The sequence below is a fragment of the Flavobacterium chryseum genome (assembly GCF_004362015.1).
Classification (GTDB): Bacteria; Bacteroidota; Bacteroidia; order Flavobacteriales; family Flavobacteriaceae; genus Flavobacterium.
Genome location: NZ_SNWW01000005.1, coordinates 373,086 through 393,183 on the forward strand (window position 1 = coordinate 373,086; position 20,098 = coordinate 393,183).

The window sequence follows — 20,098 nt, forward strand, 5'->3', positions numbered from 1 at the left end:
GTAAATCTTGTTGCTTATTTAATTAATGTGAAGGCTCCTTTTTCTGTAACCGTATGGTTGTAAAAGGTTTTTAAGGTAATTTTGTAATAATAGTTACCGTTTTCGGCTTCTAAATCTTTTACCCTTCCATTCCATCCTCGAATATTAGTCCCGGTTTCTGAATATACAACTGCACCCCACGTATCAAAAACGTCAAGCGTAATGTTAGACAATCCTAAAAATACAGGCGCAAAAGTGTCGTTAATGCCATCATTATTTGGTGTAAATGCATTTGGCATAATGATACTGTATCCTTTTTCTACTTTTATCGTAGCGCTATAACTGTATTGACATCCAAAAGGATAATTTACCGTTTGTTTTATGGTATACGTTCCAACTCTTGTATAAATATGTTCCGGATTTTCTTCTGTTGAAAAATTACCATCTCCAAAATCCCATGATGTACTGGTAAAATCACCTGTCGCCAGATTTGTAAATTTCACGGGATCATAAATAGAATATAAATCAAACATTTCTTTACCGTAAGAACTTGTTGCGAAATTGGCCTCACCTAAAACCGGTGTATCAACATTGTACGGATAATCGGCAGTACAGCCAAAACTATCTGTAACACTAAAAATGATTAAACCGTTATTTTCAGTATTCATAATTTCATTATTATCCCCACTAACAACACCGTCTGACCATGTTAAAGTATAAGGCGGAATTCCTCCTTTTACATGCCCAACGAAGGTTTGTTTTACAAATTTGGTATCGCAATTAAAATCGGTTAAAACTTCAATTGTTGGTGTCAATTGATCAAATCGGGTAATTTGCCAGGTTTCTGATTGTTTACAGCCATTAGTATCTGTTACTACAACAGTATAATTTCCGGGTACAAGATTTACTAAATCTTCGGTTCTTTGCCCGTTCGACCAACTGTATGTGTAAGGCTGTGTACCTCCTGTTACTACCAAATTGATAGCGCCAGTATCGGCTCTGACACAATCTAGCGGATTAAAAACATCTCCTCTAATTTCCAGCAATAAAGGTTCTACAATTTCAAAAGTTTCTTTAATTACGCAATTCTTGGCATCTGTAATAGTTACAGAATACTTTCCTTTTCCAATGTTATTTCTTTCAATTCCTGCGGTTGCATCATCATCCCAAACGAGTTTAACCGGAGTTTTACCTCCCACAAGATTTAAACGGATATGTGCATCTTTTTGACCAAAACAAGTAATTTGTTTTACATCCGGATTTATAGTAAAAACAGGTGCATTATCAATGATAATAGTAAATACTTTTGGGCAGCCTAATGAATCTGTAATTGTAATAATGTAAGTTCCGGCAGATAAGTTATTTTGTACCATTCCTGTACCTAAATTACTCCATTTTATAATATAAGGATCTCCGGTGGCAAACGGAACTCCTCCTGTAATACTATTTATGGTAATCGATGCGTTAGCATCATTATAACATGCTATTTCAGTTTTGCTAGCATTCAATTTTATCTCGTCATTTTGAAGTAAAACAACTTGTAAATTATCAGTACAACCAGAATTATCAGTAACGGTTAAGTTGTAAGTTCCTGCAAATAAATTTCTCGGATTCTGAACGGTACTTGTATATCCGTTTGGTCCTGTCCATCTGTATCTGTAATTGAAAACGCCCGGAGAAGTTTCGGTAAATCTACCGCCAACTGTTTTTACATTAATTTCTCCTGTAGAGTATCCGTAGCACAAAATATTAACCTGACTTACATAAGTTAGTTCTAATAATGGCGGTTCAATTATAGTGAAACTTCTTTTTAATATATCACAGCTATTTACTTCTGTAATGGTTACATCATATTTTCCAGGTGCCAAATTACTGAGATTACCAGAATTAACCGGATATGCAATTCCATCTTTAAACCATTCATATTTATATGGTACTGTTCCTCCGGTTACGCCAACATTAATTCTTCCATCATTTAAACCAAAACAGGTGATGTCTGTTTTAGATTCCTGAAAAATTTGAAATTTACCCGGTTCACTAACATAAAAAGTTTTTACAAAAGGACATTTCCCGTTATCAGTAACCCTTAAATTGTAAGAACCCATTTTTAAATTAGAAATATTTTGATCTGAACTTGTAAATCCGTTAGGACCAGTCCAGGCAAATGTGTACGGATTTCCTGTCGGGAAAGGAATTCCTCCAGCAACCGTTATTGCTATTGCTCCGTCGCTTAATCCAAAACAGGTAACCGTTTTTATAGTTTCAACCACTTTTATTAAAGGATCAACCGTAACGGTAATTGTAAAATCAGGTCCCGGACAAACTTTTGATATCGGTGATATTGTGTATGTAACTGTAGCAGGACTATTGGTATTATTCGTTAAGTACTGACTAATTGTTGTTACAGGACTTCCTTGAGCATTGGCTCCACTTACCGCGCCCGGAGGAGAAACCACAGGCGTAGGCCATATATAAGTTGTTCCCGCAGGTACATTATCAATTCCGTTTGTAAAAGGTGTAACCTGAAAAGAAGAGCCACTACAAATTTGTAACGTTTTTGGCGTTATAATAGGAGAAGAACGGTATTAACCGAAAACTTCCTTCTTGCCTCAGTAGTTCCGCAACTATTGGTAACGGCAAAAATTGCTTCGTAATCACCACTTATTGTATAGTTTATTGGTCCTGGATCGAGAGATGTAGATGTTGACGGTGTTCCTCCTGGAAAGGTCCACAAATAACTTATCTCATTAGCGGGAGAACAAGTTTGTTCTACTTTGCCGACAGGCAATATTGTCGCTGATTTACAAAAATCTGAAATAGGATCTAACGTTACAACTGGTGGTTTTTTTACCTGTATTACTTTTTCAATAGTCCTTGCATTTATTCCACACGTATTCCAAGCTGAGAGTCTCACATAATATGTACCTGGTGTCACAAAATTAAAAACCGGATTTTTAGATGTATAACCGGTGCCATCTGTAAAATACCATTGTCCCATTCCTGATCCTGGATATGTTTCTTTACCACAGAATCCATCATTGTAATGATAAACTTCCCATCTATAATTTTCCGCACCACAACTTAAACTTGTATCTGTGGTATTAGTCATTTGAAGATTACTTGAAGCACAAGCATTACCAAAAGTAAAATCTGGTTGTAATATAGGTTCTACACATATATATTGTGGAGGTGGTGTTATTCCGACTCCGCAAGGTGTAGTAGCACTCAATGTAACGGGATATTTACCCGGTTTTGTATAGACGTGATAAGGATTAACTTCTCTGGATGTTGTTCCGTCACCAAAATCCCAGGTATAAACATTTAAAGTACTACAACCATTAGTATAACCTGCATAAGTCGAATTACTAAAAGATACTCCGTAATTAACACATGCCACAGCTGGCACATAATAACTTATCTGCGGAACATCTAAAATAATAATAGGCCCGGCATTAAGATACGTGCTTCCGCAAGAGGTTGTTATCGTTAAATTGACTGTACTTCCATTCGTGTCACAATTAGCTCTTGTATATTTATGAGGAATAGGAAAATTTTGAGAAGCCTGAGGATTTAATTTATTATAATATACAGAGCTTTCTAATTGCGCCTGAGTGTAACTTTGATAACTACCATCTCCGTAACTAACCTGATAATTTGTATCTGAAGGATTTAATCCCCAGGCACCAATTGCAAAATCCATTGGAGCAACAGGTACACATAAATTGGTTGTATTACCCGGAGCTATAAGGGCTCCAATTGGGTTATTGGAGTTTTTAACTACATAAGTAATAGAATTGCTGCAACTATTAATTCCGTTTGCAGTTATCACCATATTAAAAGAACCCAATTTTTGGTATTCATGCGATTTCGGAAAAGTAACATTTGCCTCAGAAGTTCCATCTCCCCAGTCTACACTATATGCTGTTATACAACCAACTGAATTAGAATTATTTCCAACATTAATGGTGTATTTAGGATTCGAGTTATTATCACCGCATCTTTCAAAAGGTTTGTTTGATCCGGCATTATTCTGATCTACAAACTTTAAATCTGGTTTCTGTTTTACAGAGACAGTTATTGTTTTCATGTTTACTTCACCGTTAGCATCTGTAACGGTTAGTGTCACATTAAAATTCTGAAAACCACAACCTAACGCTGTGTAACTATGACTTGGACTAGTTTCTGTTGAATTAGGTGTTCCATCTCCAAAATTCCATACATATTTAAATGGGCCAACACCACCAATAATGGGAGTAAACGTAACCGGAGTTCCGGAACAGGCACCATCATTTGTAAAATTAAAATCTACAGTGGGCGGAACAATAAGAGTGATATTGCAATCATGAATCAGCTTATTTTCTTCGGTTTTATTAAAACCATAAACTGATGTACTAAGTATTAAAACAATATATAGGTGTAATAAGTAGAGTTTCCTCATAGAAAAGAATTTGTTTTTGAGGCGTAAAAGTATATGTTTTTTTTAAACAAAAAAATAGTACAAATACGCGTTTTAAAAAGAAGTCAAGAATCAAATACGCAACTATTTTGCGTAGTATTATAAAAAGTGTATTTTTAGCACTTAAGCTTTCAAATGAAAAAAAAATTGCTTGAAAAATATTTTAAAAAAATTACACAAAAAACAAAAACATAAGATTTTATTTACCAGTCAATGTAAAAAAATATTAAAATATGTCACAAAATAAAAATGCCTTAATCCGCTATAAAACAATCGACAAATGTCTTCAGAATAAGTACCGAACATGGACATTAGAAGATTTGATCGAATGCTGTTCTGAAGCTTTGTTTGAATATGAAGGACGCGAAAATTCAATCAGCAAACGAACCATTCAGATGGATATTCAGTTAATGCGAAGTGAAAAACTGGGCTACAATGCGCCAATCGTTGTCTATGATAAAAAGTATTATAAATATGACGATGATGAATTTACGATAACAGATATTCCGTTAACGGAAACTGACATGAATGTTTTAACTGAAACGGTTTCGATGTTAAAGCAGTTTAAAGACTTTTCTCTTTTTAATGATGTATCTGATATTCTGCAGCGTTTGGAAGATAAAATCTACGCCGAAAAATCGCATACCAAACCTGTTATTTATTTGGATAAAAACGAAAACTTAAAAGGGCTTCATTATTTAGATGAAATTTATCAGGCCATTATCAAAAAGGTTGCGCTTGTCATTACTTATAAATCTTTTAAATCAATAGAAGAGAGCAAATTTCATTTTCATCCTTTTATTTTAAAGGAGTTTAATAATCGTTGGTTTTTAGTGGGAAAGAAAAAAGGATCTCAACCTATTGCCAATTTAGCGCTCGACAGAATTATTTCGATTGATTATGATTTTAATCTTCCTTACTTAGAAGAAGATTTTGATGCTGATTTGTTTTATAAAAATGTAATTGGTGTGACTGTAAATACAGGTTTACAACCCCGAAGAATCGAACTTTGGATTGATGCTGAAAATGCTCCTTATGTTTTAACCAAACCATTACATCATACTCAAAGGCTGATTCAGGAAAACGAAGACAAAAGTGTAATCGTTCATTTGTTCATTACTCCAAACTATGAAATGGAACGCCTTTTACTTGGATTTGGTAGTGGAATTGAAATTCTGAGACCTGAAAATTTAAGAAACCGTATGAAAAAAACGCTTCAGAATGCATTGGCAAAATATGAAGAGTAAATTTTATTCGTATTCAAACAAGGTATTTTTTACATAATAAATAATTTAGAACAAACTGAGAATCAAAAATCCTTTTTTAAGCTTCTAATTTTGATAAATTCTAAAAAAAGAATAGTATATTTCAATTAAAATTAACCATAAACCGCTCTATTTCAGAGACATTTTTTTATTAACCAAAAATTTATTAGAAAATTATATGCGTGCATAGTATTTTTTGATTATATTTGAAATCGATATAGTTACCTATGAAAGACAAAACAATAGATTATATTTTGAGAGCTACATGGCAGGCTGTTTCAAGAATGTATAACGAAGAAGCCGCAAAATACGATGCCACAATGGCCACCGGATTTGCTCTTTTAAGTATAGATAAGGAAGAGGGAACTCCGTCTACCGCTTTAGGCCCAAGAATGGGAATGGAAGCTACCAGTTTAACCAGAACATTAAAATCGATGGAAGACAAAGGTTTAATTGTTCGCAAGAAAAATCCAAGTGACGGACGCGGTGTTCTAATATACTTAACAGAATTTGGAAAGGAAAAAAGAGATTTATCTAAAAACACGGTTCTGAAATTTAATGAAACCGTTAGAAAACATGTTTCAGACGAAAAATTAAAACATTTTATTGAAGTTTCGGAAATTATCAATGAATTGATTCAGGACAAAAACATATTTAATCACACAGAAAAATTAGAAAATGAATAACCTTATTTTCTAAGACAAATCAGATTCCATACAAAAAAACAAAATATTAACTACTTATGAAACGCACAATTAAAAAAGTTGCTGTAATTGGATCCGGAATTATGGGTTCAGGAATAGCTTGTCATTTTGCCAATATTGGTGTTGAAGTTTTACTTCTGGACATCGTACCGCGCGAATTGACAGAAGCTGAAACTAAAAAAGGATTAACGCTTGAAAGTAAAGTTGTTCGCAACCGTGTGGTAAACGAGCACTTAGCGAATTCATTAAAATCGAAACCCTCTCCTATTTACAGTCAAAAATTCGCAAGCCGAATCACAACTGGAAATACGACTGATGATATGGCAAAAATTGCCAATGTAGACTGGATTATTGAAGTTGTAGTAGAACGTTTGGATATCAAAAAACTAGTTTTTGAACAAATCGAAAAATTCCGTAAACCGGGAACTTTGGTTACTTCAAATACTTCTGGTATTCCAATTCACTTTATGAGCGAAGGAAGAAGCGAAGATTTTCAACAACACTTCTGCGGAACTCACTTTTTTAACCCTGCGCGTTACTTAAAATTATTTGAAATTATTCCTGGTCCAAAAACTTCAACTGAAGTATTGGATTTCTTAAACGAATACGGATCTAAATTTTTAGGAAAAACTTCGGTTGTGGCTAAAGATACTCCGGCGTTTATTGGAAACAGAATTGGTATTTACGGAATTCAGAGTTTATTCCACTTGGTAAAAGAAATGGGATTGACGATTGAAGAAGTTGATAAATTGACTGGACCCGTAATTGGTCGTCCAAAATCGGCTACTTTCCGTACGGTTGACGTTGTTGGATTGGATACTTTGGTACACGTTGCTAACGGAATCTACGAAAACTGCCCGACTGACGAACAACACGAATTGTTCAAACTTCCTGATTTCGTCAACAAAATGATGGAAAACAAATGGTTGGGAAGTAAAACCGGACAAGGTTTTTATAAAAAAGTAGATAAAGATATTCTTTCTTTAGACTTAGATACATTAGAATACCGCGCTGCCAAAAAAGCAAGTTTTGCAACGCTTGAACTAACAAAAACTATCGATAAACCAATTGATCGTTTTAAAGTTTTGGTAAAAGGAAAAGATAAAGCGGGAGAATTTTACCGTAAGAGTTTCTCTGGAATGTTTGCTTATGTGTCAAATAGAATTCCTGAAATCTCAGACGAATTATACAAAATTGATGATGCTATGAAAGCCGGTTTTGGATGGGAAAATGGTCCATTCAAAATTTGGGATGCGATTGGTGTTGCCAACGGAATCGAAATCATGAAAGCAGAAGGTTTAGAGCCAGCTGCATGGGTTACTGAAATGTTAGCTTCAGGAAGCGAAAGTTTCTACTCTGTAAAAGAAGGAGCAACTTATTTCTATAATATTCCAACAAAATCACAAGTAAAAGTTCCTGGACAAGATTCATTCATTATTCTGAACAACATTCGCGAAAGCAAAAAAGTTTGGAGCAACAGTGGTGCAATCATTCAGGATTTAGGAGACGGAATTTTGAATTTAGAATTCCAATCTAAAATGAATACCATTGGTGGCGATGTACTTCAGGCTATCAACAAAGCAATCGACTTATCTGAAAAAGAATATCAAGGTTTAGTTATTGGAAACCAGGCAGCAAATTTCTCTGTTGGAGCTAATATCGGAATGATTTTCATGATGGCGGTTGAGCAGGAATACGACGAATTGAACATGGCAATCAAATTGTTTCAGGACACGATGATGCGCGTTCGTTATTCTTCAATTCCAGTTGTGGTTGCACCTCACGGAATGACTTTTGGCGGTGGATGCGAAATGAGTTTACACGCTGATAAAGTGGTAGCTGCTGCAGAAACGTATATGGGATTAGTTGAATTTGGTGTTGGTGTACTTCCTGGTGGTGGTGGATCTAAAGAAATGGCTTTGAGAGCTTCAGATTTATTCCGCAAAAACGATGTGGAATTGAATGTTCTTCAGGAATATTTCTTAACAATCGCTATGGCAAAAGTTTCCACTTCAGGTTATGAAGCTTTTGATACCGGACTTTTACAACATGGTAAAGACGTTATTGTGGTAAACAAAGATCGTCAGATTGCTGAAGCTAAAAAACATGCATTGTTGATGGCAGAAGCTGGTTACACACAACCAATCAGAAGAACTGATGTGAAAGTACTAGGAAAACAAGCACTTGGAATGTTCTTAGTTGGAACAGATCAAATGGAAGCTGGAAAATACATTTCTGAACACGATAAAAAAATCGCTAACAAACTGGCTTATGTAATGGCCGGTGGAGATTTATCTGAAGCAACTTTAGTATCTGAACAATATTTATTAGATATCGAAAGAGAGGCGTTTTTATCTCTTTGTACAGAAAGAAAAACGTTGGAGCGTATCCAATATATGTTAACTAAAGGAAAACCACTTCGTAATTAGAAAATAGAACAAAGAGAATAGAATATAGATTTAAGACTGAGTAAAGTCTATTTTCTATATTCTATCTTCTATACTCTTAAAAACAAAAACAAATGAAAACAGCTTACATAGTAAAAGCATATAGAACAGCAGTTGGAAAAGCTCCAAAAGGTGTTTTTAGATTTAAAAGACCTGATGAATTAGCAGCAGAAACCATTCAGTTTATGATGGATGAACTGCCTGATTTTGACAAAAAACGTATCGATGACGTTATGGTAGGAAATGCCATGCCGGAAGCAGAACAAGGTCTAAACGTTGGACGTTTAATCTCTTTAATGGGATTAAAAGTAGAAGATGTTCCTGGTGTAACGGTAAATCGTTATTGCGCATCTGGTTTAGAAACTATAGGAATGGCAACAGCTAAAATCCAATCAGGGATGGCAGATTGTATCATTGCCGGTGGAGCAGAAAGCATGAGTTTTATTCCGATGGGAGGTTACAAACCAACTCCGGATTATAAAGTTGCTGCTGCAGGTCACGAAGATTACTATTGGGGAATGGGTTTAACTGCTGAAGCGGTTGCCAATCAATATAAAATTTCAAGAGAAGATCAGGATGAGTTTGCTTACAATTCTCACATGAAAGCCTTAAAAGCACAAGCTGAAGGTAAATTCGACAAACAAATCGTTCCGATTACGGTTGATCAGACTTTCATCAATGAAAATGGAAAAAAAGAAACAAAATCTTATGTTGTAAAACAAGACGAAGGTCCAAGAGCCGGAACTTCTGTTGCTGCTTTAGCGGGTTTAAAACCTGTATTTGCTGCTGACGGAAGCGTAACTGCTGGTAACTCTTCTCAAATGAGTGACGGTGCAGCTTTTGTTTTAATCATGAGTGAAGACATGGTAAAAGAATTAAACTTGGAGCCAATTGCAAGACTTGTAAACTTCGCTTCTTCTGGTGTTGAACCAAGAATCATGGGTATTGGTCCTGTAAAAGCAATTCCGAAAGCATTAAAACAAGCTGGCTTAGAATTGAAAGATATTGACTTGGTTGAATTAAACGAGGCTTTTGCTTCTCAATCACTTGCTGTAATTCGCGAGTTAGGTTTAAATCCTGATATCGTAAACGTAAACGGTGGAGCAATCGCTTTAGGACACCCTCTGGGATGTACAGGTGCTAAACTTTCTGTTCAGTTATTTGATGAGATGAAACGCAGAGGAAACAAATACGGAATCGTTTCTATGTGTGTGGGAACTGGACAAGGTTCTGCGGGGATTTACGAGGTATTATAAGGAAGAAAATAGAATATAGAGAATAGAATATAGATTTTTAGAATGCGGCATAATTATAAGAACTTAAAGATTTGGCAGCTTGGAATTTCAATTGCTAATGAAATTTCAGATTTATTAATAGAATTTCCAAAACATGAGAGGTATGATTTAAGTTCTCAAATAAGTCGATGTTCAGTTTCAATGCCTAGTAATATTGCTGAAGGTTCTTCAAGAACTGATAAATCTTTCAGTCATTTTTTAGACATTTCTCTAGGTTCTTCATTTGAACTAATCACGCAATTATTAATTGCTACACATAGAAAATATATAAACGAAATACAATTTAACCAATTAGAAATTAAAATAGAAGAATTTCAAAGAATGACAATGGGCTTCCAAAACGGACTAAAATAAGTTCAGTCAAAAGTCTATTTTCTATATTCTATTTTCTTTTCTCTAAAAAAAATAAAAAATGGCAGATACAATCGAAAAAAACGTAACCCGTGGTGGTCAGTTTTTAGTTAAAGAAACAAAGTGCGAAGATATCTTTACACCAGAAGATTTTTCGGAAGAGCAATTAATGATGCGTGACTCTGTAAAAGAGTTTGTAGACAAAGAAATTTGGCCTAACAAAAATCGCTTTGAGAAAAAAGATTACGCATTTACAGAAGAAAGCATGCGTAAAGCTGGTGAACTTGGACTTCTTGGAGTTGCGGTTCCTGAAGAATATGGCGGATTAGGAATGGGATTCGTATCTACAATGTTAGTTTGCGATTACATTTCTGGTGCTACAGGTTCATTCTCAACTGCTTTTGGTGCTCATACCGGAATTGGAACTATGCCAATCACCCTTTATGGAACTGAAGAGCAAAAGAAAAAATACGTTCCAAAATTGGCTTCTGGCGAATGGTTTGGAGCTTATTGTTTGACTGAGCCAGGCGCAGGATCTGACGCTAACTCAGGAAAAACGAAAGCGGTTTTATCTGAAGATGGAACACACTACAAAATTACTGGTCAAAAAATGTGGATTTCGAATGCAGGTTTCTGCAGCGTTTTCATCGTTTTTGCCCGTATTGGAGATGATAAAAATATTACAGGTTTCATCGTAGAAAATACTGCTGATAACGGAATTTCTATGAATGAAGAAGAACATAAATTAGGAATCCGTGCTTCTTCTACACGTCAGGTTTTCTTCAACGATACAAAAGTTCCTGTTGAAAACATGTTGTCTGAAAGAGGAAACGGTTTCAAAATTGCAATGAACGCTTTAAACGTTGGTCGTATTAAATTAGCGGCTGCATGTCTTGATGCTCAAAGAAGAGTAACTTCTGGAGCTGTAAAATATGCTAACGAAAGAATTCAGTTTAACACACCAATTTCATCTTTTGGAGCTATTCGTTCTAAATTAGCTGAAATGGCAACTAGTGCTTACGCTGGCGAAAGTGCTTCTTACCGTGCTGCAAAAGATATCGAAGACAGAATCGCTGCTCGTGAAGCAGAAGGAACTAGTCATCAGGAAGCTGAATTGAAAGGTGTTGAAGAATTTGCTATCGAATGTTCTATTCTTAAAGTAGCTGTTTCTGAAGATGTTCAGAATTGTGCTGATGAAGGAATTCAGGTTTTTGGTGGAATGGGATTCTCTGAAGACACTCCAATGGAAAGTGCCTGGAGAGATGCTCGTATTGCTCGTATCTACGAAGGAACAAACGAAATTAACAGAATGCTTTCTGTTGGTATGTTGATCAAAAAGGCCATGAAAGGTCATGTTGATTTACTAGGACCAGCAATGAAAGTTCAGGAAGAATTGATGGGAATTCCATCTTTTGATGCTCCTGATTTCTCTGAATTATTTGCTGAAGAAAAAGGAATTATCGCTAATCTTAAGAAAGTATTCTTAATGGTTGCCGGTAGCGCTGTTCAAAAATACGGTCCGGATTTAGATTCTCACCAACAATTATTAATGGCTGCTTCTGATATCTTAATCGAAATCTACATGGCTGAAAGTACTATTCTTAGAACTGAAAAATTAGCCAAAAATAAAGGTGAAGATAAAGTACAAGAGCAAATTGCTATGGCAAAATTATACTTGTACAAAGCGGTTGATATTGTAAACTTGAGAGGTAAAGAAGGTATTGCTTCTTTCTCTGAAGGAGACGAACAACGTATGATGTTAATGGGATTAAAACGTTTTACAAAATACACCAACTTGCCAAACGTAGTGGCATTAAGAGAAACGATTACCAATAAATTAGTTGCAGAAAACGAATACTGCTTCTAATACAAAAATAGTTTTTAGCTTTTAATTTGTTTAAACCCGCACTTGTCCGAAACTGTGCGGGTTTATTTTTTTATTTTTTTCACGATATCGTTCGTAGAGACGCACAGCAGTGCGTCTACACAACGACGAGACGCACTGCTGTGCGCCTCTACACTACATTACCATATCATTTCACAAATCTTTATTAAAATTGCGATTCTGCTACAAAATCAATAGTGAATTTTCGATTCTAATGTTTTATATTTAGCATTCAAAAAACTAATAGCTTAAAAATGAAACAAATTAACCTAATTGCCTTACTGTTATTGTGCAGCTTTACTACAAATATCTTTGCACAAAAAAGTAAAAAACTGGATATTATCGCTTACTATACTGGTGATGATAAACTGATTAACGAATATGAAGTAAATAAACTAGACCAAATTATTTTTAGCTTTTGTCATTTAAAAGACGGAAAACTAAGCGTCGATTCTCCTAAAGATTCTACCACAATTAAACATTTAGTTTCGTTAAAAGCTTCAAATCCACAACTAAAAATTGTACTTTCTCTTGGTGGCTGGGGCGGTTGCGAACCTTGCTCTGCTGCATTTTCTACTGCAGAAGGAAGATTAACTTTCGCCAATTCGGTAAAAGAAGTTAGTAATTATTTTAAAGTAGATGGTTTAGATTTAGACTGGGAATATCCTGCTATCGAAGGACTTCCGGGACATTTATTCCAGCCAGCTGATAAAAACAACTTCACTGAACTACTTAAAATATTACGTTCTACTTTAGGAAAAGACTACGAATTGAGTTTTGCTGCCGGAGGTTTTCAAAAGTATCTGGATGAATCTATAGATTGGAAAATGGTAACGCCTTTAGTAAATCGTATTAATATTATGAGTTATGATTTGGTAAACGGATATTCTAAAGTTACAGGACATCATACACCTTTATACAGTACAAATCCTAAGGAAGAATCGACAGACAGAGCGGTTACTTTTTTATTGAAGCAAGGAGTTCCTGCTGAAAAATTAATTATTGGCGGCGCTTTTTACTCCAGAACATGGAAGAATGTAGCAAATGTAAATAACGGTTTATACCAAGCTGGAGAACATATTCAAGGTGTTGATTTTAAAAATTTTGCAGCTACTTACACAGAAGCAAACGGTTGGAAATATTTTTGGGATAAAAAAGCAAAAGCGCCTTATTGGTATAATGAAAAGGAAAAGACATTTGCAACTTCAGATGATATTACGTCAATTAAAGCAAAAACCGAATATGTAAAATCTAAGAAATTAGGTGGAATCATGTTTTGGGAACTTACTTTAGATACGCCACATAACGGAATGGTAAATGCTATTTACGAAGTAAAAAAAGCGAAATAAAAAATATCAAATAAAACAAAAACGGCAACTATAAAATAATGTAGTTGCCGTTTTTCTATATAAATTAGTTTGTTTTTGACTTCTCTAATTCACCAATAAACGGAATTGAATCATAAATTTGACCACGAACAATGGTTTGTAAATAGATTTCTAACTGAATAAATTTAGCTGCATTTATTGCACCAACAGCTTTTTTGGCCTGACCATAAGTTTTGTCATATAATTTTTCATAAGCCAAATTATTTTTGAAGGTATTTTTAGCCAATTCATCTGCTTTTGCGTCTGTTAAAGTAGCATAATTGGCTGCATAATTATTAATAATATCAAGCTTCGCTTTTCCAAGTGCCTTACGTTCTGTTTCGTAGTTTTCATACACTTTTGTAAAACGAACGAATTCTTCGTCAGACAAATTCATGTATTGTTTTATAAGCTCACTTTTGTTTCTTCCGTAAATGCTTTGAACAACTTCTACATCTTCCTTAAATTTATCTTGTGCATAAGAAGAAATTGAAGCTATTATTACAACAACAATAAGGGTAATTTTTTTCATATTGATAGTTTAACTTGTGTATTGTACCTGTTACTTTTTATTTTCTTCTGATTTCGGAGCTCTAATTTTTCCATCATATGAAATTGAAGAGCGATTATTACTATTAACAGAAAGTGATGTTCCTCCGTCAAAAAAGATAGTAAAGAAAAGATCATAAACATCTTTTTCTCCTTTTACTGTTGCTTTAATAGTGTATTTCTTTTTGGTTTGTTCTATTTTAATATTTTCCGGTTTTCCTTCAAATTTTATTCCCCCGTCAGATCCGTAACCTACATTAAAACCGCGGCCAAAAAAGGGCAAATCACATTTGACATTTTCTGAAGTAAACTTTAAAAAATACGTATTGTAATCTAAAATTATCATTCTCCCTGACTGTGGGTAAAGTTTCTCTGCATCAAAAACAAAATCTCTAGCATCTAAAAGTGCCTGTATTTCTATTTGCTCTTGAAGTTCTCTTTCTGCTTTTAATTCTTTTTTACTTTTTTCCTGAGCAAAGCCCTGAAATGATAAAAAAGAAACTAACACTACTAAAATCGATACTGTTGTTTTCATAAAACATTTTTTATAGCGTTTAAATAAAGCCGGAGATCTTACTTTTTGGTAAATCGCATCGTAGCAATATCTCCAGACATAAGGTTTAGTGTTTTACCGTTATCAGTTATAGAATAGGTATTTGCTCTTTCGAGTGTGCTCATAAAAACCTGCTCCCCTTGCCCATTCTCACACATCATTTTGGTTAGCGCCATTGGCTGTGTAAAATCAATTTTATTACCATCAACACTTAATTTTCCGCTAAAAGAATTACAACTTGTATTTCCCGAAATACGGGTTTCTTTCAAATCAAAATTGATGGTTGGCTTTTTATTTGGATATAAACCATCAAAGGCTATTCTTGGTCCGGTAACATAATTAAGTTCCCAGGTTCCTTCTAAGGTACCGGCTGTATCTGCTTTTTTGCATTTGCAGGAAATTAATACAACTCCTAAAAAAACTAAAGCTAAAATATTCTTTACCATAATATTACATATTTAATTAAAATCAATCAATGACTACTTTTTTAAAAATAACAAATTGGCACTATACGAATTTACACAATAATTTTTGCTTCTGCATTGAAAATCAACGAAATTAAAAACCAATAGTTTTGGATTTTTTTAACTTTTAATGTTAAAAGAATCGTTCATTTTATGCTAAATTTACTTATTATATAATTTAAAAGCCTTACAAATGAAAAAATTGATTCTTTCTTTCGCTATACTTACAGCCTTAGTTATTGGCTGTAAAACCAATACAAAATCAAATGACGCCAAAACTTTGACCGTTGCTTTAGAGCCAAAAAGTAATAGTACCGTAACAGGAACTGCAACTTTTACAGAGAAAAACGGGAAAGTAACTTTTGTGGCAAAAGTGGCTGGTTTGCAACCGGGAGTTCACGCTATTCATATTCATGAAAAATCTGATTGTACTGCTGCCGACGGAAGTTCTGCCGGAGGACACTGGAACCCAACTTTTAAAAAACACGGAAAATGGGGCGTTGGTGAATATCATAAAGGTGACATCGGAAACTTTACTGCTGATGCTCAAGGTAACGGAACTATCACGCTTACTACAGACGAATGGTGTATAGGCTGTGAAGATGAAACTAAAAATATTTTAGGAAAAGGTTTAATCGTACATCAGGGAACAGATGATTTTACGACGCAACCTACAGGAAATGCAGGCGGAAGAGTTGCTTGTGCGGGAATCATCAAATAAAAATTGAACAACCACTGGATTTTCACAAAATCTAGTGGTTATTTCATTTAAAAATAAATTTTAACACGATAAAAAGATATAGCTTTGCAGCTTCAAACCTAAGTAATGATTAACCCATCTGCATCCGGCTGGATCGATAAATTTTTTAGCGAACAAAAGTTTTCAGAGGCAATTCCTTTTGAAACAGTTGATTCGTTTTATTATAAAGTCAGAGAAACCGGGTTTATTTACGGACACATTATTTCTGTCGATTCTCAAATTCCAATTCCGATAAAAGGCTGGTTTAAAACCGAAATTTCTAAGATTGCCTTATTGAATACTTTATATGGCGTTTTTTGTTTAGAAAAAAGAAATTCTGAACCTAAGAATTTCATTACTGAAGTTTTAAAATTTTACAAAGCAATGAATCCGGACGGGTTTAATTTGTTTAAAATTTTACTTCCGAAAGATGCACCATCCCATTCTTTAGAAAATATTATCGATGAAAGAGTTCAGACTAATGACAGTATTATTAGCAAAAACTTTTCGCATTTGGTAACCAATGCTTTATTGTTTATTGATGTTTTGGCTTTCAGACAATATTTGGCTCATGGCGAAATTCCCGATAAATATTTAAAACGAATTGAAGAAACTGTTCTTGGTATTGTAGCTTTAGCATTAAAAACAAAAACTGCAAAATCACAACATGACGATTTGCTGATTAAACTGTTTGAAGCTTCGATTCGATATTCAAAATTTTCAAAGGTTACAGTCGATACTTTAGAAAATTTACAATTGGATTATTTTAGTCATCCACTCGAAAAATATTATTTACTTGATATGGCCGGAATGGCGTTGTGGAGTGATGGTGTTGTAGAGAATGAAGAAGCTTATTTTTTATATTCTTTAGGATCGATGATGCGTATTTCTGATGATTTTGTAACAAAGAGCATCGATACTACAAATGATTTTATCACCACACATAAAAAGAAAATTCCGTACTTTAATTATTCAAATCCGGTAAAACATTTCTACGATCAAATGACGCATACCGTTGTTAAACTGATTATAAGAAACAAAAACAGACTGGTTAAGGAAATTGTTCAGAGTAAAGAATTAATGATTCTTTTAGCCCATTCTACAACAAGAGATCTGGATGCAAAAGAAAAGAAAAAGGTAAAAAAACAACTTTTGGATATTTGCAAAACGATCCCGTCATTAACCATATTTTTACTTCCGGGCGGAAGTTTACTATTGCCAATTCTAATCAAGTTTATTCCAACAATGTTACCGTCGGCTTTTAATGAAAATCTGGACGAAAACGAATAAAAAAATCGCCCTTTTGAGGCGATTTTTATTTTTTTATAGATTACTTAGCTGGTAAACTTCATCAAGTTCTTCATTCGAACTAATGTTTACGTTTAAATCGGTTACAAAACCGGAATTCAAACCGTAAACCCATCCATGAAGCATCAAATCCTGACCGTTTTTCCAAGCTGATTGTACGATTGACGTTTTTGCTAAATTATAAACTTGTTCTTTCGCATTAATTTCAACAAAAGCATTAAAACGTTCTGTTTCATCTTCAATTGAATTTAAATATTTGTCGTGCAAACGATATTCATCTTTAATATGGCGAATCCAGTTGTCGATAATTCCAACAGACATGTTACCCATAGCTGCTTTTACACCACCACAACCATAATGTCCGCAAACAAGTACATGTTTTACTTTTAGAACGTTTACTGCATAATCCAGAACACTTAACATATTCATATCAGAGTGAACAACCATATTGGCGATATTGCGGTGAACAAAAACTTCACCCGGTTTAGCACCAATAATTTCATTTGCAGGAACACGGCTGTCAGAACATCCAATCCATAATAATGGCGGTGTTTGTCCTTTAGCTAAATCTGCAAAATAATTTGGATCTTTTGCTAATGATTGTTCTACCCATGCTTTATTGTTTTCTAAAATCTGCTTATAAAACTCTTTCATTTTTATTTATTTTGAATGGCATTTATACTCGTGTAAAACATCTAAAACAACTTTTTGTAAAGTTACCTAAATTTGACATTTCTATTACTGGCGAAATACCTTATTTATTTAAAATTTATCTTTTGTTACTTCTTTTTTAATCAACGCACGTTTTGCTACATCATAATAATGTTCTATCGAAACGTGGTTATTAATTTCTGGAGTATTCTCTAACTGGTATGCTTTTTTAAAGCCTTTTAGTTTCACTTTAATGTTTTCATCAATCGCACGGGTTTCTTTAAACTCACGAATTAAATCTAAAACATCATGCGCAATATACTCAGTGTCATGTGCATTGATGATTACTTTAGAATTTTCCGGAATTTCATTTAATGTTGATTTGATTGCAGCCTTGTTCAGAAACGAAACTTCCTGAGCTAAATCAATATGAATAACATCTCCGTCTTCGTATTGCTCTTTTTTAAAGCTGTAAGCTCTTTTTAAGTTTCCTCTCAATACAAAAATAATACTGATGATGATTCCCAATGCTACTCCTTTTAGTAAATCTGTAGCAACTACAAATACTAAAGTCGAAATAAAAGGTACAAATTGATATTTTCCCTTTTCCCAGAAATGGATGAAAGTTGCAGGTTTTGCTAATTTATATCCCACTAAAATTAAAACAGTTGCTAAAGTAGCCAACGGAATTTTATTCAATAGAGCAGGAACACTCATAACACTCACCAATAAAAGCACTCCGTGAATGATCGTAGACATTTTAGATTTTGCTCCGGCGTTATTATTTGCAGATGATCTAACCACGACAGATGTCATTGGCAAACCACCAATAAGAGAACTTAAAACATTACCAATTCCCTGAGCTCTAAGCTCAACGTTTGTATTGGTATAACGTTTTTGAACATCCATTCTGTCAGCAGCTTCAATACATAATAATGTCTCTATCGAAGCAACAATTGCAATTGTAATGGCTACAACCCAAACTTTTGGATTTGTAACGGCTGCAAAATTTGGCGTAATTAAAATGGATTTGAATTCATCAAAAGATTTTGGAACCGGTAAAGAAACTAAATGCTCTTTTGCAATTGCCAGTGAACTTCCTGTTGAAATAAAAACTTCGTTAAGCACTACTCCCAATATAACGGCTATAAGCGCGCCCGGAACTAATTTTAAGCGCTTTAAAAAAGGAATTTTTTCCCAGGAAATTAAAATTACCAATGAAACCAAAGAAATTACTACTGCTCCTAACTGAATATGATTGATAACGTTGAACAGAAATGAAAAGGAATTGCTTCCATCATTCTGAATAAAAGCCTGATCGCCTTCAAAATCAGCATCGTAACCAAAAGCATGCGGCAATTGTTTTAAGATGATAATGATACCGATACCGGCTAACATTCCTTCAATAACGTTTGTTGGAAAATAATTGGAGATACTTCCGGCTTTTAAAAATCCTAATGCTAATTGAATCAATCCAGCAATAAAAACAGACAGTAAAAACACATCGAAAGCACCAAAGTCAGTTATAGCTGTTAAAATAATAGCTGTTAGACCAGCGGCTGGCCCGGAAACGCTAATATGAGACTGGCTTAAGTAACCTACTACTATACCACCAATAACACCAGCAATAATTCCAGAAAATAAAGGAGCTCCAGAGGCCATTGCAATACCTAAACACAATGGAAGAGCTACCAAGAAAACCACCAAACCTGAAGCGAAATCAGATTTAAGGTTGGCAAAAAGATTGATTTTTTTTGTCATAATACACTACTAAAAAATTGATACATTAAAGATCTTCCGCATTTACTATAAACGCAGATAGATTTAAACAATCGGAAGTATTATGCTAAATTGGGAGGTGGAGCGAAAATGCTCGGAGAAATATTGTCTAGTTTTACAATATTTTCAGATATGATGGTCTTTTTTTCGATATAAACAGGTATTGGTACTTCGTGGTGAAGTATAACCGGATAAACGGCTGCCTTAAGTTCTTTATGCGAATGCTCCTCTTCAGAAAAACTGAAAAATATAGACGTATCACTACTTTTCTTAATCATCGTAACAATTGTTGGGGTTGATAAGAAA

17 protein-coding genes are annotated in these 20,098 nt (G+C 34.3%); 9 read left to right on the plus strand and 8 right to left on the minus strand.

Going from position 1 to position 20,098, the window contains the following annotated elements; all coding sequences use genetic code 11:
* Positions 1 to 14: 14 nt before the first annotated feature.
* Together EV143_RS21795 and EV143_RS21800 are read right to left on the minus strand one after the other, a co-directional pair.
* Complete coding sequence (locus tag EV143_RS21795) at positions 15 to 2,549, minus strand: T9SS type B sorting domain-containing protein (RefSeq protein ID WP_410503703.1); 2,535 nt, start codon at positions 2,547 to 2,549, stop codon at positions 15 to 17.
* Entirely contained in the window at positions 2,543 to 4,417 is a 1,875-nt protein-coding gene (locus EV143_RS21800) for a PKD domain-containing protein (protein ID WP_243739853.1), read from the minus strand. The genes EV143_RS21795 and EV143_RS21800 overlap by 7 nt, the downstream gene beginning before the upstream one ends.
* 251 nt (positions 4,418 to 4,668) lie before the next feature.
* On the opposite strand from EV143_RS21800, the gene EV143_RS12295 reads away from it, so the two are divergent.
* The 7 genes from EV143_RS12295 (at position 4,669) to EV143_RS12325 (ending at position 13,731) form a co-directional block, all read left to right on the plus strand.
* Positions 4,669 to 5,682: a helix-turn-helix transcriptional regulator gene (locus EV143_RS12295; RefSeq protein WP_133508230.1), complete on the plus strand. Its 1,014-nt coding sequence runs from the start codon at positions 4,669 to 4,671 to the stop codon at positions 5,680 to 5,682.
* 245 nt (positions 5,683 to 5,927) lie between these two features.
* Positions 5,928 to 6,386, plus strand: coding sequence for a MarR family winged helix-turn-helix transcriptional regulator (locus tag EV143_RS12300; RefSeq protein WP_133508231.1), 459 nt, complete (start codon positions 5,928 to 5,930; stop codon positions 6,384 to 6,386).
* Between the two features lie 56 nt (positions 6,387 to 6,442).
* Positions 6,443 to 8,833, plus strand: coding sequence for a 3-hydroxyacyl-CoA dehydrogenase/enoyl-CoA hydratase family protein (locus EV143_RS12305; protein ID WP_133508232.1), 2,391 nt, complete (start codon positions 6,443 to 6,445; stop codon positions 8,831 to 8,833).
* Between the two features lie 92 nt (positions 8,834 to 8,925).
* Positions 8,926 to 10,107, plus strand: a complete 1,182-nt coding sequence (locus tag EV143_RS12310) for a thiolase family protein (RefSeq protein ID WP_056193737.1) — start codon at positions 8,926 to 8,928, stop codon at positions 10,105 to 10,107.
* Between the two features lie 42 nt (positions 10,108 to 10,149).
* On the plus strand, positions 10,150 to 10,500 hold the full coding sequence (locus EV143_RS12315; protein WP_133508233.1) for a four helix bundle protein: 351 nt from the start codon (positions 10,150 to 10,152) through the stop codon (positions 10,498 to 10,500).
* 58 nt (positions 10,501 to 10,558) lie between these two features.
* Entirely contained in the window at positions 10,559 to 12,364 is a 1,806-nt protein-coding gene (locus tag EV143_RS12320; RefSeq protein ID WP_133508234.1) for an acyl-CoA dehydrogenase family protein, read from the plus strand.
* Between the two features lie 272 nt (positions 12,365 to 12,636).
* Positions 12,637 to 13,731, plus strand: coding sequence for a glycoside hydrolase family 18 protein (locus EV143_RS12325; RefSeq protein WP_133508235.1), 1,095 nt, complete (start codon positions 12,637 to 12,639; stop codon positions 13,729 to 13,731).
* A gap of 64 nt (positions 13,732 to 13,795) precedes the next feature.
* Here the strand turns inward: EV143_RS12325 and EV143_RS12330 are convergent, their stop codons facing one another.
* The 3 genes from EV143_RS12330 to EV143_RS12340 are packed head-to-tail and all read right to left on the minus strand — an operon-like array spanning position 13,796 to position 15,297.
* Positions 13,796 to 14,281 (minus strand): hypothetical protein, encoded by a 486-nt coding sequence (locus tag EV143_RS12330; protein ID WP_133508236.1) that lies wholly within the window; start codon positions 14,279 to 14,281, stop codon positions 13,796 to 13,798.
* Positions 14,282 to 14,311: 30 nt separating this feature from the next.
* On the minus strand, positions 14,312 to 14,833 hold the full coding sequence (locus tag EV143_RS12335; protein WP_133508237.1) for a DUF4251 domain-containing protein: 522 nt from the start codon (positions 14,831 to 14,833) through the stop codon (positions 14,312 to 14,314).
* Between the two features lie 38 nt (positions 14,834 to 14,871).
* Complete coding sequence (locus EV143_RS12340; protein WP_133508238.1) at positions 14,872 to 15,297, minus strand: META domain-containing protein; 426 nt, start codon at positions 15,295 to 15,297, stop codon at positions 14,872 to 14,874.
* Between the two features lie 211 nt (positions 15,298 to 15,508).
* Between EV143_RS12340 and EV143_RS12345 the strand changes: the two genes are divergently transcribed.
* Entirely contained in the window at positions 15,509 to 16,036 is a 528-nt protein-coding gene (locus EV143_RS12345; protein WP_133508239.1) for a superoxide dismutase family protein, read from the plus strand.
* A gap of 105 nt (positions 16,037 to 16,141) precedes the next feature.
* Positions 16,142 to 17,344: an LETM1-related biofilm-associated protein gene (locus EV143_RS12350; RefSeq protein WP_133508240.1), complete on the plus strand. Its 1,203-nt coding sequence runs from the start codon at positions 16,142 to 16,144 to the stop codon at positions 17,342 to 17,344.
* 33 nt (positions 17,345 to 17,377) lie between these two features.
* Here EV143_RS12350 and can read toward each other — a convergent pair whose 3' ends face one another.
* From can to EV143_RS12365, 3 genes are all read right to left on the minus strand, one after another.
* Positions 17,378 to 18,016, minus strand: coding sequence for a carbonate dehydratase (gene can / locus EV143_RS12355; protein WP_133508241.1), 639 nt, complete (start codon positions 18,014 to 18,016; stop codon positions 17,378 to 17,380).
* 108 nt (positions 18,017 to 18,124) lie between these two features.
* Positions 18,125 to 19,774 (minus strand): SulP family inorganic anion transporter, encoded by a 1,650-nt coding sequence (locus EV143_RS12360; RefSeq protein WP_133508242.1) that lies wholly within the window; start codon positions 19,772 to 19,774, stop codon positions 18,125 to 18,127.
* Positions 19,775 to 19,854: 80 nt separating this feature from the next.
* Positions 19,855 to 20,070, minus strand: coding sequence for a hypothetical protein (locus EV143_RS12365; RefSeq protein ID WP_243739854.1), 216 nt, complete (start codon positions 20,068 to 20,070; stop codon positions 19,855 to 19,857).
* Between the last annotated feature and the right edge of the window lie 28 nt (positions 20,071 to 20,098).